Origin of the sequence: [Bacillus] enclensis, from assembly GCF_001456935.1 — a bacterium.
Classification (GTDB): Bacteria; Bacillota; Bacilli; order Bacillales; family Bacillaceae_B; genus Rossellomorea; species Rossellomorea enclensis.
In genome coordinates this window covers 124,499-139,395 of the sequence record NZ_KQ758484.1, presented here as the reverse complement: position 1 = coordinate 139,395, position 14,897 = coordinate 124,499, and the positions used below count along the sequence as shown (strand labels likewise).

General features: G+C 47.7%; 16 protein-coding genes and 1 riboswitch. Of the genes, 10 read left to right on the top strand and 6 right to left on the bottom strand.

The genetic code is table 11. From position 1 onward, the window contains the following. Position 1 precedes the first annotated feature (1 nt). Entirely contained in the window at positions 2 to 565 is a 564-nt protein-coding gene (gene ahpC / locus AS034_RS13485) for an alkyl hydroperoxide reductase subunit C (protein WP_032085709.1), read from the bottom strand. Between the two features lie 899 nt (positions 566 to 1,464). Continuing rightward, positions 1,465 to 1,640, top strand: a riboswitch (Lysine riboswitch). A gap of 118 nt (positions 1,641 to 1,758) precedes the next feature. Between ahpC and lysA the strand changes: the two genes are divergently transcribed. Next, complete coding sequence (gene lysA, locus AS034_RS13475) at positions 1,759 to 3,045, top strand: diaminopimelate decarboxylase (RefSeq protein ID WP_058298888.1); 1,287 nt, start codon at positions 1,759 to 1,761, stop codon at positions 3,043 to 3,045. 54 nt (positions 3,046 to 3,099) lie between these two features. Here the strand turns inward: lysA and AS034_RS13470 are convergent, their stop codons facing one another. Further along, positions 3,100 to 3,561, bottom strand: coding sequence for a GNAT family N-acetyltransferase (locus tag AS034_RS13470; protein ID WP_058298887.1), 462 nt, complete (start codon positions 3,559 to 3,561; stop codon positions 3,100 to 3,102). Positions 3,562 to 3,969: 408 nt separating this feature from the next. Here AS034_RS13470 and AS034_RS13465 point away from each other — a divergent pair, with 408 nt between their 5' ends. After that, positions 3,970 to 4,365, top strand: a complete 396-nt coding sequence (locus AS034_RS13465) for a VOC family protein (RefSeq protein WP_032085712.1) — start codon at positions 3,970 to 3,972, stop codon at positions 4,363 to 4,365. Between the two features lie 147 nt (positions 4,366 to 4,512). After that, positions 4,513 to 5,127, top strand: coding sequence for a LysE family translocator (locus AS034_RS13460; protein ID WP_058299141.1), 615 nt, complete (start codon positions 4,513 to 4,515; stop codon positions 5,125 to 5,127). Between the two features lie 439 nt (positions 5,128 to 5,566). Here AS034_RS13460 and AS034_RS13455 read toward each other — a convergent pair whose 3' ends face one another. After that, positions 5,567 to 5,758 carry a hypothetical protein gene (locus AS034_RS13455; RefSeq protein WP_058298886.1) on the bottom strand — a complete coding sequence of 64 codons (192 nt, stop codon included), beginning with the start codon at positions 5,756 to 5,758 and terminating at the stop codon, positions 5,567 to 5,569. Positions 5,759 to 5,913: 155 nt separating this feature from the next. Here AS034_RS13455 and AS034_RS13450 point away from each other — a divergent pair, with 155 nt between their 5' ends. From AS034_RS13450 to AS034_RS13420, 7 genes are all read left to right on the top strand, one after another. Next, positions 5,914 to 7,161 (top strand): M24 family metallopeptidase, encoded by a 1,248-nt coding sequence (locus AS034_RS13450; protein WP_058298885.1) that lies wholly within the window; start codon positions 5,914 to 5,916, stop codon positions 7,159 to 7,161. 207 nt (positions 7,162 to 7,368) lie between these two features. Then, positions 7,369 to 8,298: a cation diffusion facilitator family transporter gene (locus AS034_RS13445; protein ID WP_058298884.1), complete on the top strand. Its 930-nt coding sequence runs from the start codon at positions 7,369 to 7,371 to the stop codon at positions 8,296 to 8,298. A gap of 130 nt (positions 8,299 to 8,428) precedes the next feature. Next, entirely contained in the window at positions 8,429 to 8,797 is a 369-nt protein-coding gene (locus AS034_RS13440) for a YkvA family protein (protein ID WP_058298883.1), read from the top strand. A 154-nt stretch (positions 8,798 to 8,951) separates the two neighbouring features. Beyond that, a complete protein-coding gene (locus AS034_RS13435; protein ID WP_058298882.1) occupies positions 8,952 to 9,377 on the top strand; it encodes a DMT family transporter in 426 nt (141 codons plus the stop codon). 18 nt (positions 9,378 to 9,395) lie between these two features. Continuing rightward, entirely contained in the window at positions 9,396 to 10,091 is a 696-nt protein-coding gene (locus AS034_RS13430; RefSeq protein WP_058298881.1) for a Crp/Fnr family transcriptional regulator, read from the top strand. 12 nt (positions 10,092 to 10,103) lie between these two features. Further along, positions 10,104 to 10,586, top strand: a complete 483-nt coding sequence (locus tag AS034_RS13425; RefSeq protein ID WP_058298880.1) for a DMT family transporter — start codon at positions 10,104 to 10,106, stop codon at positions 10,584 to 10,586. A 149-nt stretch (positions 10,587 to 10,735) separates the two neighbouring features. Continuing rightward, on the top strand, positions 10,736 to 11,059 hold the full coding sequence (locus AS034_RS13420; RefSeq protein WP_058298879.1) for a DnaD domain protein: 324 nt from the start codon (positions 10,736 to 10,738) through the stop codon (positions 11,057 to 11,059). 50 nt (positions 11,060 to 11,109) lie between these two features. Here AS034_RS13420 and AS034_RS13415 read toward each other — a convergent pair whose 3' ends face one another. The 3 genes from AS034_RS13415 to AS034_RS13405 are packed head-to-tail and all read right to left on the bottom strand — an operon-like array spanning position 11,110 to position 14,893. Next, the gene (locus AS034_RS13415) at positions 11,110 to 12,213 is read right to left on the bottom strand and encodes a GerAB/ArcD/ProY family transporter (protein WP_058298878.1); all 1,104 of its coding nucleotides are present in this window, start codon (positions 12,211 to 12,213) and stop codon (positions 11,110 to 11,112) included. Positions 12,214 to 12,239: 26 nt separating this feature from the next. Then, positions 12,240 to 13,409 carry a Ger(x)C family spore germination protein gene (locus tag AS034_RS13410; protein WP_058298877.1) on the bottom strand — a complete coding sequence of 390 codons (1,170 nt, stop codon included), beginning with the start codon at positions 13,407 to 13,409 and terminating at the stop codon, positions 12,240 to 12,242. Beyond that, positions 13,406 to 14,893 carry a spore germination protein gene (locus AS034_RS13405; RefSeq protein ID WP_058298876.1) on the bottom strand — a complete coding sequence of 496 codons (1,488 nt, stop codon included), beginning with the start codon at positions 14,891 to 14,893 and terminating at the stop codon, positions 13,406 to 13,408. The genes AS034_RS13410 and AS034_RS13405 overlap by 4 nt, the downstream gene beginning before the upstream one ends. Positions 14,894 to 14,897: the final 4 nt, after the last annotated feature.

Sequence of the window (14,897 nt, the reverse complement as noted above, 5' to 3'; positions counted from 1 at the left end):
CTTATAATTTACCAACTAGGTCAAGGCTTGGCTTAAGTGTTTCAGAACCTTCCTGCCATTTAGCCGGGCAAACTTCGCCTGGGTTGTTGCGCACGTATTGTGCCGCCTTGATTTTGCTGATTAGGATATCTGCATCACGGCCGATGCCGCCAGCATTGATTTCAACTGTTTGGATGACACCATCAGGATCGATGATGAATGTTCCGCGGTCAGCAAGACCGTCTTCTTCGTTCAATACTTCGAAGTTGCGGGATACTGTTTGAGATGGATCCCCGATCATCGCGTATTTGATTTTACCGATTTTTTCAGAGCTGTCATGCCAGCCTTTGTGTGTGAAATGTGTATCTGTAGAAACGGAATATACTTCTACGCCAAGGGCTTTAAGAGCCTCGTAGTTATTTTGAAGGTCTTCAAGTTCTGTAGGGCATACAAATGTGAAGTCTGCAGGGTAGAAGCAGAAAATGCTCCATTGACCTTTCAGGCTTTCGTCAGTGACAGTGATGAATTCACCATCTTTGAATGCTTCTGCTTTGAATGGTTTTACTTCTGTTCCGATTAAAGACATAGTGTAAATTCCTCCTAAATGATTGTAGTGATGTGATTGAGAATTATTAATACTTTATAATAATTCTAATTCGATATTTATTATTATATATGCAGGTGAAAAAGTCAAGGAAGAAGATCGTTTATTTTGCAAAAAATGCAGTTTGGTGTCGTGAATGGATGTTATGGGTTCTTCTCCCTTGTAGCGGATGCTTTTATAAAATAAGCAACGAGGATAGTTTACCCCATTCTGGATGATTGAATCATGGGAAAGCTTTCGTTTGTATAGGAAATTTGACATGAAGGGCGCAATTATTTTTTTATAAGGTGCAATGATGAAATGAGGGGTAGAATTATGTTTTTGAAAGGTACAAATAATATTTGAAGGGTAGAATAAGTTATTTGAGAGGCACAATTTCGGTAAGAGGCAGGAAATGGTTAGGGAAAAGAAGCGGTTATAATGATGGAAGCGGTTATAATGATGAAGGGCATAATAAATATGAGAAAAGACATTGTTTTTAATAGAAAGGACTGCGTTCTTCTCAATCATAAAAGAAAATACGCCTCTGCTTCGCGAATAGAGGAAATTCGACATGAAGGGCACAATTATTTTTTTATAAGGTACAATAATCCGATGAAGGGTAGAATTATGTAATTGAAAGGTACAAAAATCCCTCTGAAGGGCAGAATAATCTATCTGAGAGGCACAATTCCAGGGTAGAGCAGAGTATAGCCCGGTAAAAGGATAAGGTTAGGATAATAAATGGAACACTTTATATGTAAGAAGGCAATATTTTTATAAAAAAGGACAACTTTCTTCTCGATCCCCAAAAGAAAACGGCCGCGGCCCGAATAGATGAAATTGATTGACAATTTTTCCGCGGCGGTGGTATAGTTGCTGTACAAACTAATAACTTACTCTCTGATAATAGAGGCGCGAGAATGAGGAGTAGCTTTCCTGAGGATGATGGATCCCGGGACGGAAAGTGAAAGGCAGATCGCCGAAACGGGAAACAGCCAATCGGTTTCCTGTTGGGCTGGCATTGAACAAGTGTCAGACTGTCACAATGGTCACGTTGTGGAGAACTATTGAAGAGATGTTAATACAGAATTCTTCAGAACGTTCTTCGTTTTGATCAGGAAACCGTATGAGCATCGCTTCATACGGTTTTTTTGTGTAGTTTTTTTCGGAGGGGTTTCAGGAGGAGATTCAAGATGACAGCAATGACAACGAATGTACAGGGACAATTGGAGATCGGCGGAGTGAGCACAGGCGAACTGACGGCAGCTTACGGTACGCCGCTGATGGTCTATGATGAGGACATGATCCGCCGCAATGCACGCGCGTTCCGCGAGTCGTTCATCGAGAGCGGGCTTGAGTTCCAGGTGGCGTATGCGAGCAAGGCGTTTATGTGCAAGGAAATGGTGCGCCTTGCGGAAGAGGAGAATCTGTCGCTGGATGTCGTGTCCGGCGGGGAACTGTATACGGCTCTCGAAGCAGGATTCCCGGCTGGACGGATTCATTTTCACGGAAACAATAAATCTGAGGAAGAACTCGTGATGGCGCTTGAAGCAGGGATCGGCTGCTTTGTGGTCGATAGCTTCCTTGAGCTTGAGCTTCTGCATGAGCTGGCGAAAGAGCGGGAGCAGCAGGTGAATATCCTGCTCCGCGTGACGCCGGGAGTTGAGGCCCATACGCATGACTACATCATGACGGGGCAGGACGATTCGAAGTTCGGGTTTGGCATTTCGACCGGACAGGCCGACCGCGCAATGCAGATCGCCCTTTGCAAGCCGCATTACAATGTGCTAGGGATCCACTCGCATATCGGGTCGCAGATATTTGAACTTGACGGATTCCAGCAGGCGATCACCGTGCTGTCCGATTTCCTTCAAAGTGTGAGGCTGGAATGCGAAGTCACGCTGCCGGTTTTGAATATCGGGGGAGGCTTCGGGGTGCGTTATACGGAAGAAGATAAGCCGCTTCCGATTTCCGAATATGTAAAAGCGATCACGGACTGCGTGAAGGAAAGCTTCGGAGAGAACGGGTATCCGCTGCCGGAAGTATGGGTGGAACCCGGACGCAGCATCGTCGCCGAGGCAGGCACGACACTCTATAAAGTCGGATCCAAGAAAATCATCCCGGATGTGCGCACGTATGTGTCGGTAGACGGAGGGATGACCGATAATCTTCGTCCGGCTCTTTACGGGGCGAAATATCATGCGGTGCTGGCAAACCGTCCGAATGAGGAATGCACGGAGCTTGTCAGCATTGCCGGGAAGTGCTGTGAGTCAGGGGACATGCTCATCTGGGATCTGAAGCTGCCGCCGGTCAACTTCGGAGACACCCTTGCTGTGTTCAGTACCGGTGCCTACGGATATTCGATGGCTAACAACTATAACCGGATCCCGCGTCCGGCCGTAGTGTTTGTGAAAGACGGGGAGTCGCGCGTGGTGATCGAACGGGAAACGTATGCAGATCTCGTGAGACTTGACCGTTAAACAGAAAGAACCTTTGCCGGGTTGGAAGGCAAAGGTTCTTTTTTTAGATAGAAGTCAGAGGACTTCCTTCTCCATCACCACGTTGGTGGTCTTGTAGCCGATCTTTTCATATAAGCCCCGGGCAATCTTGTTATGTCCGAAGACGTGCAGGCCTATTTTGTTCATTCCGAGTTGTTTCGCTTTTTCTTCTATTGCTTTCATGGTTTCTTTGCCATAGCCTTTTCCCTGGTACTCATCTTTGATCCGGATATCATAGATAAAGCCTTTCTCAGGGGATTGTCTGGCAAGCCATATGATTCCTGCCCCTTCATTTTTTTCGTTCAATATCGTGAATAAGTAGTTGTTTTCGGAATTCTCGCCATCCGGGAGAAGATTACTGAATTCATCTTTCGCTTTTTGCAGGGATTCTTCTTCCTCCCAGTTTCCCGCCGAGACTTTTTCCTTCGCATAGTCAGCGGCTGCAGTATCCAGATATCTCTGGAATTCATCTGTGTTCATCTTTTGTAAAGTCACCATATTCAGTTTTCCTCCTTGATAGTACATAATTTCTTGAAAATCCCGATTCAGCGGCTGTACACCTAAAGCAGGAGTAAAGATACCCCGCCAAGGAGCAGAAGTACAGTAACAGTCAATAGCGCGATTTTTGTGAAGCGGTTAGATTTATGAAAGATCCTGAAAAACATGGTCAACACCTCACTCTGTATATTTTACAGCTACTATAGATACGTTTGATGGGAGTGAAAAGATTCAGGATTATGAAAGTTGGTCTCTATCTACAGGTAGACAACAAGGTTGTCAGGAGGGATTCCATTCTAGGAAAAGCTTCCAATCTACCATTGTACAGCATGTACAAAATCGTTTACTATAAAGAGGTAAACTGGATTTATCAGAATTATGAAATTATTGATTGACGGAGGGGAAACTATGGGACGGATGGTGCATTTTGAAATTCATGTAGAAGATGTGGAAAAAGGGAAGGAATTTTACGGAGAGGTCTTCGGCTGGAAGTTCGAGGACTGGAGTGAATATGCGGGGATGCCTTATTTCGGGGCGGTGACGGGTGATGAGAGTGTGCCCGGAATCAATGGAGCAATCATGAAACGTCAGGGACCGCGCCCTGAGGCAAATCAGCCTCTGAACGGGTATTCCTGTACGATGGGTGTAGAGGATTATGATGCAGCAGAGAAGAAGATCCTTGAGCTCGGCGGTAAGGTGGCCCTTCCTAAACATGCGCTTCCCGGCATGGCCTGGCAGGGTTATTACACCGATCCGGAAGGGAATATTTTCGGGGTCCATCAGCCGGATGAGAATGCGAAATAAGTAAATGATGAGAAGCACCTTTCCCTTCGTGCGTGACATGTACCTAGGGAGGTGCTTTTTTATTTGAATTTTTTAAAAATTTATTATCACCAACGTTCCGGCCGTGTTAAAATAAATGTACTTTTTTATCAGGGGGTATGGGATGTCATGAATGATTTTCTTACGTTTCTCTTGCTTTCATTGTTTGTCGTGATGAGTCCGGGGATCGATACGGCCCTGCTGACGAAACGGACGATTTCCGACGGAAAGGGCGATGGCTTCAAGATGGCCCTCGGTATCGCGTCCGGCTGCCTGGTTCATACGGTTGCGGCTGCGTTCGGCTTATCCGCCATCCTGATGAAGTCGGCGGCTGCCTTTGAAGTCGTCAAGTATGTCGGGGCCGTCTATCTGATCTATCTTGGTGTGAGTTCTTTTGTGAAGAAGAAAGAGACAGCTGCTGAAATGGAAGACACGATGCCTGCGGTGAAACGGTCTGCGTTCAAGCAAGGGCTGTTTACCAATGTATTCAATCCGAAAGTGGCCGTCTTCTTCCTGACATTCCTGCCCCAGTTTGTAACCGGACAATCCCAGGCAGCCGGGCAGCTTGTGCTGATGGGAGTGGTCTACAGCCTGCTTTCGATCGGCTGGTTCTTTGTCTACGTCTTCTTCATCAACTACCTGCGCAGCTGGCTCATGACGCCGAGCGTACAGAGCTGGATGGAAAGAGCGACAGGCGTCGTCCTGATCGGCTTTGGATTGAAACTGGCTTTTGAAAAAAGATAAAGATATGAGGTTGACAAGAATGACTCAGTCTAAGGGAAACCCAAACTTATTTGCATTTTAAGGTCAAATAGGTTTGGGATTTTTTGGTTTTGTTTTACTGTGAGCTCAGTATCCAGCTTGTTCCAGCGGTTGATTGGAGTGCAAGACGAAGACTCCTGCGGGAAAAGCGTGTTAGGTGAGACCCCGCAGGCGAAGCCGAGGAGGCTCACCAACCGCCCGCGGAAAGCGAAGTCTTGCACGGAAATCATGAGCGGCATAAATGGACTACACATAAATTGGGGATCTGAAGCTTGTAGTTTTATTGTTTTTTCAAAGCCTTATTTCTTGTTATTCAAAATCGTAAAAATCAAAAACGATATCAATAGTAAGAAGACGACCCCCACCTCAAGGAGCAGATCAATGATCATGTCCATTTTATCAACCTCCATTTCAGGAAGCGCTATTTTCCATCATTCATTTCTTCTTCTTTCATTTCATGCATCTTCGAGAAAAACAGCGTCAAAAAGGCGGCCAGTACTACAATACCTATGCAGACTGCCAGCGGAAAATCCCACTTGATATAGGCAGCGGACGAGGCTCCCAAGATCGTGATCCATTCCAGCGCTAAAAATGGTTTGATGAACTTTTTCATTTGGATTCCCCCATATGTCTGTTGTTCGGGATAAAGGTTTATTTTCCTCCATACGATTAGACGGACCGGACCCGGGGGAAGTTTTCTTTTAAAAGGAAATGGCCGGACTTTGTCGAAGGATAAATAGAAAGAGAGATACGTGGAGGAGATGGACCATGAAGAATGAATCGCTGTCTTTGATTATGCCGCTGAAGAAGAGGGAGGAAGTCGGGAACCGCTGGCTGTTCCACCGCTTGAATACACTCTTGCCGGCTTTGATGAAGAAGCATGAGCTTGATATGTGGATTGTGACCGGACGGGAGTATCATGAAGATCCGGTCCTGAAGACGCTGTATCCTGCTGCGATCGACAGCTCGAGGAGACTGACGATATTGGTCTTCTGGCTGGATGAGGCCGGCCAGTTGAAGCGAGGCGCGATCCACCCGAATCCCAGCTTTGAGCCTTTTTATGAAAGGATCTGGAACAGGGCGGAAGGGGATCAGTGGGAATGCCTGAAGAACACGGTGGAGATGTGCGAACCGGAAAGAATCGGGTTGAATGTGTCGCACTCCTTTGCTGCCGGGGACGGACTGAGTCATACCCACTATGAACATCTGCAGATGGTCTTGAGTGAATACAGAGACCGGTTTGTGAGTGCGCAGCCTCTTATCGTCGACTGGCTGTCGGTGAGGAGCGGTAAGGAAATGATGGCGTATCCTGCGATTGCTGAACTGGCGAGGGGGATTGCGGAGGAGGCATTGTCTGCAAGGGTCATCCATCCTGGGATCACGACGACGGAGGATGTGGTGGACTGGATCCGCCAGCGGGTGCTGGATCTCGGGCTCCAGACTTCTTTTTACCCGACTGTCGACTTGCAGCGGAAGGGATCCGAGATGGACCGGATCGAGGGGGAGATCATCCGCCATGGCGATATCGTCCATTTGGATTTCGGGATCCTTTACCTGGGACTGGCCACCGATACGCAGCAGCTTGCCTATGTGCTGAAACCGGGGGAAACGGAGGCACCGGAAGGGCTACAGTCTGCGTTCTTCACGGCCCTTCGGATGGAAGACATCCTGAGCTTCCACATGAAGGAAGGGAAAACGGGGAATGAAGTATTCCGTACGGCGATGGCGGCCGCGAAAAAGGAACAGATCGACGCGATGATCTATTGCCATCCGGTCGGTCCGCACTGCCACGAGGCGGGTGCGCTGATCGGCCTCTATGATCAGCAGGGGGATGTGCCGGTAAAGGGTGACCTGCCGCTGACCGCGAATACATGCTATGCGATGGAATTCAATATCCGTCAGTTCGTGCCTGAATGGGGGCAGGAGGTGCCGATCTATCTGGAGGAGCCGGTGGCGCTTCTGGACGGGAAGGTAGAATATATGGCGAAAAGGCAGATGGGATTCTATTTGATATAGGGTTAGGATACAAGCTTGAAGGCCCGTCCCTCGCTGCAGTGATGCGTTACTGCAGCGAGGGACGGGCCTTTTTCTGTATTGTTTGACAATGGGTTGGTATGATTTTATAATGTGTATATATGATTACATGTTCATATATATTATATATGAAAACTGATAATATCCGTTTAATACACGGGAAGAATATGAGGGACAGGAGGAAATGGAATGGGACACGATCATGGACATGACCATACGCATGGAGCGAATAAAAAGGCATTATGGATCAGTTTTATCATCATTACCGGCTATATGATTGTTGAAGCCGCCGGCGGGTTTCTGACAAACAGTCTGGCGCTGTTGTCCGATGCGGGGCATATGCTGAGCGATTCGGTGTCGCTCGGGATCGGGCTGCTTGCCTTTACACTCGGCGAGAAAGTAGCGGATTACAGCAAGACATACGGGTACAAACGGTTTGAAATCCTGGCCGCCGTTTTTAACGGGGTGACGCTTGTTCTTATCTCGATTTATATTTTTTATGAGGCATATCACCGCTTCATGGAACCGCCGGAAGTGGCGTCGACCGGGATGCTGATCATCGCTGTCATCGGCTTGATCGTCAACATCGTCGTTGCCTGGATGCTCATGCGCGGCGATACAGAAGAGAATCTGAATTTAAGGGCGGCATTCCTTCACGTACTGGGTGATCTGCTCGGGTCTGTCGGGGCGATCATTGCAGCACTGCTGATCATGTTCTTTGACTGGGGATGGGCCGATCCGCTTGCGAGCGTGATTGTGGCCGTACTCGTGTTGATCAGCGGCTGGAGGGTCACGAAGGATGCGGTCCACGTATTGATGGAAGGAACACCTAAGAATGTGGATCTTGATGAGGTCATCAAGACGGTAGAAAGCGTGGAAGGGATCGAACGCATCCATGATCTTCACGTCTGGAGCATTACGAGCGGCCAGAACGCCCTTTCATGTCATGCGGTTGTCGACGGCAGGTTGACGATCGGGGAATGCCAGCGGCTTCTGCGTACGATTGAGCATGAACTGAGAAGTAACGGGATCGGTCATGTGACCATCCAGATGGAAAATGAGGATCACCCTCATGAGGATTCGCTGATGTGTGGGGCAACCCACGATCATCAACATTAATGGCAGTTCACCCGTTCCCGGTCGGAGGTAAATTGATGCCCCTCCAAATGCTATAAAATTTGTCTAATCACGGCAAAGCTTCTACAATAGGAAGCAGCAGATGTGTTTTCATATTGGAGGTGGAAGGGAAATGAACGATACGGAGAAACACTTTTCAGAAGAGAAGTTTTGGGGAAAGTTGAAAAAGTTTGGATTGAAAGCAGGTCACTCGGTCGTTTATACCGCGCTTCTTCTTTATTTTGTGCTGCAGAAACCGGATGTGCCGAAGAAGGCGAAGATGGTGATCATCGGTGCCCTCGGCTATTTTATCCTGCCGACGGATTTGATCCCGGACATGGCGGTCGGTATCGGGTTTACGGATGACCTCGGTGCGCTCGGCGTTGCTTTGCTGCAGGTCGCGATGTATATCGATGACGACGTGAAAGCAAAAGCGAAGGCCAAATTGACGGACTGGTTCGGTGAGAATGTGGATACATCAGAAGTGGATAAAAAAATATAAACGCTTGAAGGCCCGTCCCTCGCTGCGGTGATGCTTTACCGCAGCGAGGGACGGGCCTTTTACTATGAAGCAGGAATGGGTATGCTTAGGACATATGTCCTTTTGTGAAATGTGATTCTCCTATTTAATATAGTTCAGAATAGGAGGATGTAAGATGAGAGGTGCACTTTTTGCGCTGCTTGGGGGTCTGTGCATCACCATGCAGGGCATTTTCAATGCAAGGATGAGCGACGCGATCGGCGGGTGGCATACGACGTCCATCGTCCATCTCGCTGCCTTTACGATCGCCATGCTGATTTATATAAACGTAAGAGATGGAAAAGGGAAAAGTTTCAGGCAGGTGCCGTTCCTTTATCTGATCGGCGGTTCGTTCGGCGTCGTCGTTGTGTTTTCCGAACTGACGGCGATCCATATGATCGGTCCGGCACCCGCCATAGCCATCCTTCTTGCGGCACAGATCGGGACCGCCTTCGTCATCGAATCGCGGGGCTGGTTCGGGGAACGGAAAGTACCCGTGACGCGGAGGCAGGGAATCGGACTCATCATGATGCTTTTCGGGGTGGTCCTTTTCCAATTGTAAAAGAAGGAGTAAAGGATTGTGAAAGAAGTTCAGAACGTACAAATCGATGATTATATAAAAGGAACGGAACTCGGGGAATTGTTTCCTGCAGGGTTCAGGAAGCATCTGCACGTCTACTCTTTTGAAAAAGGGGACGTCCTGTTTTCGACAGGGGATCAGCTTGACGAGCTTTATTTCCTGATGAAAGGGAAAATCAAGATCTTCACCCACACACCGGAAGGGAAGCTGCTCATCAACCGGTTCAAACGTCCCCCGGCATTGATCGGGGATGTGGAATATTCACGGGGAAGCGCGGTCATCAACTCAGTCGAAGCCGTGACGGACGGGGAGTTCCTCGCCCTCCCCTTCAAGGATTTGGCTCGGCTCGAAGGGGAGCATCCTGCTGTCATCCGGTTCCTCTTCGACACGATGGCGCATAAGTTTTACACGGAAATGCACGCAACGAGCATGCATATGCTGTATCCGGTCGAAGTGAGGCTGGCGAGCTATCTCTTGTCGATTTCCGAAGTCGGGGAGGGAACCGTATTTCACGGAGAGATGAAGACAGCCAATCTGACGGAGCTGGCCGAATGGATCGGGACCAGCTACCGTCATCTGAACCGGGTGTTAAAGAAAATGTCTGCGGACGATATCATCGGGCGTGAGAATGGCTCGATTAAAATAAAAGACTTGAAAAAACTCAGTATGCTGGCAAAAGGAAACATCTATGAGTAAGGAGGTGCTGAAATGTTTGGTGCAGGTTTAGCGGTGATCGCAGGCATCTTGATCAGCCTGCAGAATGTATTCAATGCACGGGTCAGTGAAAAAACGGGACCGTGGGCAACGACGACACTCGTGCTCGGACTCGGCCTTGTCTGTTCTCTGCCCGTTTTTTACGGAGTGGAGCAGCGGAACCTGTTTGAGTTCGGGGATGTGAATCCCATTTATTTATTCAGCGGGGTGTTCGGTGTCGGGATCGTCTTCTTCCTGATGAGGGGCGTCACCCTGATCGGCCCTGCGTATGCGATTTCGATCGCACTCATCTCGCAGATTGTGATTGCATTCGTCATCAATACAGGCGGTTGGTTCGGTTTTGAGGCAAGTTCCCTTTCCTGGCAGAAGCTCACAGGAATCGCACTTTTGATCGGCGGCGTGCTTCTGTATAAATTGGAGAAACCGAAGAAAGATAAGTCTGAAGAAGCGGTTGAAGAAGAAAGATTGAGGGCTTGATAAGTGATGTCAGCCACCTGCTTCAATACAGCGGTAATCATGGATAAATGGATGGTATATTAAGTTTTTATAAAAGAAGCATATTTGACCTTGTAAGTACCTTCTTTTACCATTATAATTGGAACAAGATTTGGAAAGGAGGTTTTCAAATGAATTTGAAAAATTTGAGCGAAGAAGAAAAGAATTTGATCTACAGCGCGGACCCTTTCCAAATGACGCAAACCATTTTAAACAGTAATCTTCGGGGTCTTGAAAAGATCTCGATCGAATCGATAAAAAGCATGAACCTGCTTCCGGTGGAAGTGGTGAATGTCCTTCTTGTTTATTTTTACAGTGAATATTCAGGACAGGTGTATAACAGGAATGATTTAAAGAGGCTGTATCATCTCTGGGCTTCTGCCGGAATCAGGACGTATGAGGACGCCTTGAAGATGACGGAGAGGGATATTCAATCTGAATTGGGCTACAAATAATCCACTTATACATAGACTAGAGAAACGTGCAGGCTGCCTGCACGTTTTTTTCATGATGCTGATCCTTTCTTCCTTGTCCTCCAGAAGACAACCAGTCCCAACAGGAGTGGAAGGGCAAACTGAATCGGGATATGAAGATAATAAGGGACGAGCTTCAGGCCCACATATAAGTGTTCGGCGATATCTTCACTTCGGTAAAGAGAAAGCAGGTAGACGGACGCAATTAAAACCATGACATGCCAGCTTTTTTGTTTCAATTTGAACAGCTGTGTCAAGACGGCCTGTGCGGCATAGATAAAAACGGACACCTTCATGAAACCGCCCCCCAGTAATAACAAGTAGGTGAAAATCTCCAAATGTTCCACAATGCCTAAATACGTCACCAGTTCCATTGCTTTGGCAAAAGGGAAGTAATAAGTATTGGCAAACGGGGCATGCAGAATGCCAATGATCAACTCCATCGTGATCATGATGATCAAGCCGGCGGTGACCACAGGTATCCATACGACCTTTGTGAGCTTTTCTTTCTTATTCAGTGAAGGAAGTATCACAAGGAATACGACGAGTTCCCCGTAAGGAAAGGTAAGGCCGGTCGGAAAAATCATTTTCTTCAGGGGCTCCCATCCTTGAGCGAAAAGGGGAAACAGGTATTCAGCTTGAAATTCCTCAGAAAAGAAACCGAGCAGCCATAAAGCGGCAATGATCACCAGTAAAAATGCGGTCATGATGAGGCCGCTCCTTGCAATGGCTTCGATCCCGAGCATGATGCAGTACCCGACCACGATCAGGAAGGGAATGGCAGCGATCCACTTCGGGGAGTCTGGATAAATCAGCTGGGTTGTGAAGAAAGCAAAGTCATTCATCACCCGGCTCGCGATATACAGGAAATAGAAACTGAACACAATTGCGAAGAGCTTTGCGGGCAGAGAACCAAATCCCAACTCCAGAAGAGGGACAAACTCCTTCCAAGAGCTTCTTTTTACCAAATAGAGATAAAAATAGGACAGCGCGATGCCGAATCCTATTTCCATGGCGATCGCCAGGATGCTGTCTTCCCTCGCTGAAAAGTTCAAACCCACCACAATCGTGCTTCCCGTCAGGAAAAGAAGCATCATCGAGCACAGTTCAAGCGGGGTGATGGTGACTTTATTCATGTCAGCCTTCCTCCTTACAAAGACTACTAATGCTTGGTATGGCCGAATCGGATGAAGGTTACGTCGACGCTTGTCCTGATGTCGGCCGAGGAAAAGAAATCCTCATCATTCTGCTTTTCTTTCCAGGCTTCCGGCTGCTCCCGAAATAGAGTATCACGCAGACCGATGATATCCGTTCCGTCTTCCCGGACCTTCTTAATCAATGCCTCTATGTCTGCCTTGATTTTGGCTTCCATTGTTCTTTCCAAATCTGCTTTAGTTGATTGGGAAAGCAAATCACGGCTGCAGGTGCTTTCCTCCAGATTGCCTTCAATCGATACCTTCAACTGGTAAGAAAGTGGGTCCTTCAAGGTTGAAAGGGATGAAGAAGTCTGTATCGTATCGATGGTGAAATGATCGTCCCCATCCGGGCATGGGGTGGAAATCGAGACGGTTTGGTCGATTCCTTTGATCATGGCCAATGTATTGCTTTCTTCGAAAGTTAAAAAGGAATGAAGCTTTTCCCCTTTGAATGATGCCAATCCCTCGAGAGAGATGATGGTGGCAGGGGTGAAATCCTCGATATTCCTTTTAGACATCCCTTCTTGTATGTCCCCATGAACCTCTACGTAGGGGATGACGACATCGGACGTCTTGTCCTCCAAAAGGCTTTTGATCCGCTCAGAAGACGTATTCACCAGATTTCCCCACGAAGACTTGGAGTTTTCCACCATCGTTTTTGTATAGAGCGAGGAGAGCTTCTGCTGGGGGGTGAATAATTTGAAAAATACTTCCGGACTCTGATTTCTTATCAGAACGGTATTGATGTGCGCAGGTATTCTTGGGTCCCTTACAAGAAAGTCAAGTGCTTCATTCAGCCCCTCTTCCTTTGCAACCTTCTCGCTCACAATCACGACTTGGATGGTATCCAATATCGCTTCTTTCAGTGTATTTCTCTTGATTTTCATGAGTGCTTCAGGGATGGTCCGGCCGGTCTGGATATACGTGAATCCCCCGGTCGGGTCGACTGCATTCTTCTGGTTTGCAGCAGGATTGAAAACCTGCAGGGTAATGGAATACTGATCATCCACTTTATCGATCCCAAGGCCCGATACCAGTTCAACTTCATTTAACCGGCTTGATTTGGTATAGCCGACAATGACTGCCCCCATCAGGATTAAAAGGATGATGATGATTCGGAAGTTGGTCAGATTCAAGAGTCATTCTCCTTTTCCTCGTTTGTTTCCAACGGCTCCTCCTTATGGAAGGATGGGACGGTTTTGTTGATGTCCGGGATTGGATTCCGTAAAAATACATCCTTGGCCACATCGCGCCATGTGAAAGGGGAGACGGGTGCAAGGTACGGGACAGTAAATGACCGCAGATAACAAAGGTGCACGAGAAGCATCAGAGTGAATAAGGCAATTCCATATAACCCGAGCAGGGCACCGAGCAGAATGAGCATGAGCTTCAGAATCCTGACGGCATAGCTCATGATGGCAATCGGGATGATGCTCGACAGGATGAATGAAGCACTGATGATGACCAGGGTAACAGGCTGAACGAGCTGGGCCTCTACGGAAGCCTCTCCGAATACGATTGCACCGAACAGGGAGATGGTGATGACAACGCTTTGCGGCAGCCGGCTCGATCCTTCATAAATGGCTTCTGTCAAAATAAAGACAAGGAGTACTTCAAAGACGGTCGGAAAAGGGACAGATTCCCTCTGGGCAAGGAATCCGACCAACAGATTCACCGGCAGAAGCCCCTTATGGAACGTAGTGAAAGCCACATAAAGAGCGGGTATGTACACGGAAAGCCAAAAAAGGATGAAGCGGAACGGCCGCACGAATTTCACTGCTTCGCTGTTGATATAATAATCATCCGACGACTGGAAAAACTGGATGAATACGGCCGGGGCGATCAGGCAGAAGGGCGATCCGTCAACCACGATACACACCCGCCCCTCCAGCACTTCTGCCGACGCGACATCAGGACGGTCCGTATTCAAGGTCAATGGGAAAATCGTCTTCGATTCCTTTGTCAGATACTCGGCAATATAATTGGATCCTATAATCGAATCAAGCGAGATCTGATTCAGTTTGCGTTTGATTTCATTCAGGATTTCGAGGTCTACCATATTTTCTAAATACACAAGGGACACGGAAGTATTGGTTTCTTTCCCATACGATTCCGTTTCGATATGCATGAAGGGATTTTTTACGTATTTTCTGATCAATGCAACATTGCCGCTCCTGCTTTCGGTGAAACCGACATCGGGTCCCTCAATGGTCCTTTGACCCTTAGGGCTTGACAGGGTCCTTTCCTGCCATTTGGCTGTATCGGCTGAAAGGATTTCTTCCCGCTCTTCTAACAAAATGATGGTTTGCCCATCAAGCAGTTCAGAAATGACATTTTGCATACCCTTGATCGTCTTGATTTCCGGAATTTCCAGAACAGATTGAGTCAAGGATGGAATGAGTAGATCATCATCACTGATTGCCGGCTTTTTAAGCAGCGGCTCTATGATATGATGCTGTATCGAAGCGGAATCCACGATCCCCTCAATATATAATAGATAGGCGCTGCGGTCGCTTCCTTGAAGATGGAGATGTCTTTTTTTTACGTCCGAGCTTTCACCCAATGCTTCAAGGATCGCCGAAACCCTTTTTTCCAGTGAATCAGATGCCTTCTTTTTCATTTTA

Excerpts from the sequence above, each read along its gene's own strand:
- ahpC (WP_032085709.1), bottom strand. The coding sequence starts at position 565 with ATGTCTTTAATCGGAACAGAAGTAAAACCATTCAAAGCAGAAGCATTC.
- lysA (WP_058298888.1), top strand. The coding sequence starts at position 1,759 with ATGACAGCAATGACAACGAATGTACAGGGACAATTGGAGATCGGCGGA.
- AS034_RS13470 (WP_058298887.1), bottom strand. The coding sequence starts at position 3,561 with ATGGTGACTTTACAAAAGATGAACACAGATGAATTCCAGAGATATCTG.
- AS034_RS13465 (WP_032085712.1), top strand. The coding sequence starts at position 3,970 with ATGGGACGGATGGTGCATTTTGAAATTCATGTAGAAGATGTGGAAAAA.
- AS034_RS13460 (WP_058299141.1), top strand. The coding sequence starts at position 4,513 with ATGAATGATTTTCTTACGTTTCTCTTGCTTTCATTGTTTGTCGTGATG.
- AS034_RS13455 (WP_058298886.1), bottom strand. The coding sequence starts at position 5,758 with ATGAAAAAGTTCATCAAACCATTTTTAGCGCTGGAATGGATCACGATC.
- AS034_RS13450 (WP_058298885.1), top strand. The coding sequence starts at position 5,914 with ATGAAGAATGAATCGCTGTCTTTGATTATGCCGCTGAAGAAGAGGGAG.
- AS034_RS13445 (WP_058298884.1), top strand. The coding sequence starts at position 7,369 with ATGGGACACGATCATGGACATGACCATACGCATGGAGCGAATAAAAAG.
- AS034_RS13440 (WP_058298883.1), top strand. The coding sequence starts at position 8,429 with ATGAACGATACGGAGAAACACTTTTCAGAAGAGAAGTTTTGGGGAAAG.
- AS034_RS13435 (WP_058298882.1), top strand. The coding sequence starts at position 8,952 with ATGAGAGGTGCACTTTTTGCGCTGCTTGGGGGTCTGTGCATCACCATG.
- AS034_RS13425 (WP_058298880.1), top strand. The coding sequence starts at position 10,104 with ATGTTTGGTGCAGGTTTAGCGGTGATCGCAGGCATCTTGATCAGCCTG.
- AS034_RS13420 (WP_058298879.1), top strand. The coding sequence starts at position 10,736 with ATGAATTTGAAAAATTTGAGCGAAGAAGAAAAGAATTTGATCTACAGC.
- AS034_RS13415 (WP_058298878.1), bottom strand. The coding sequence starts at position 12,213 with ATGAATAAAGTCACCATCACCCCGCTTGAACTGTGCTCGATGATGCTT.
- AS034_RS13405 (WP_058298876.1), bottom strand. The coding sequence starts at position 14,893 with ATGAAAAAGAAGGCATCTGATTCACTGGAAAAAAGGGTTTCGGCGATC.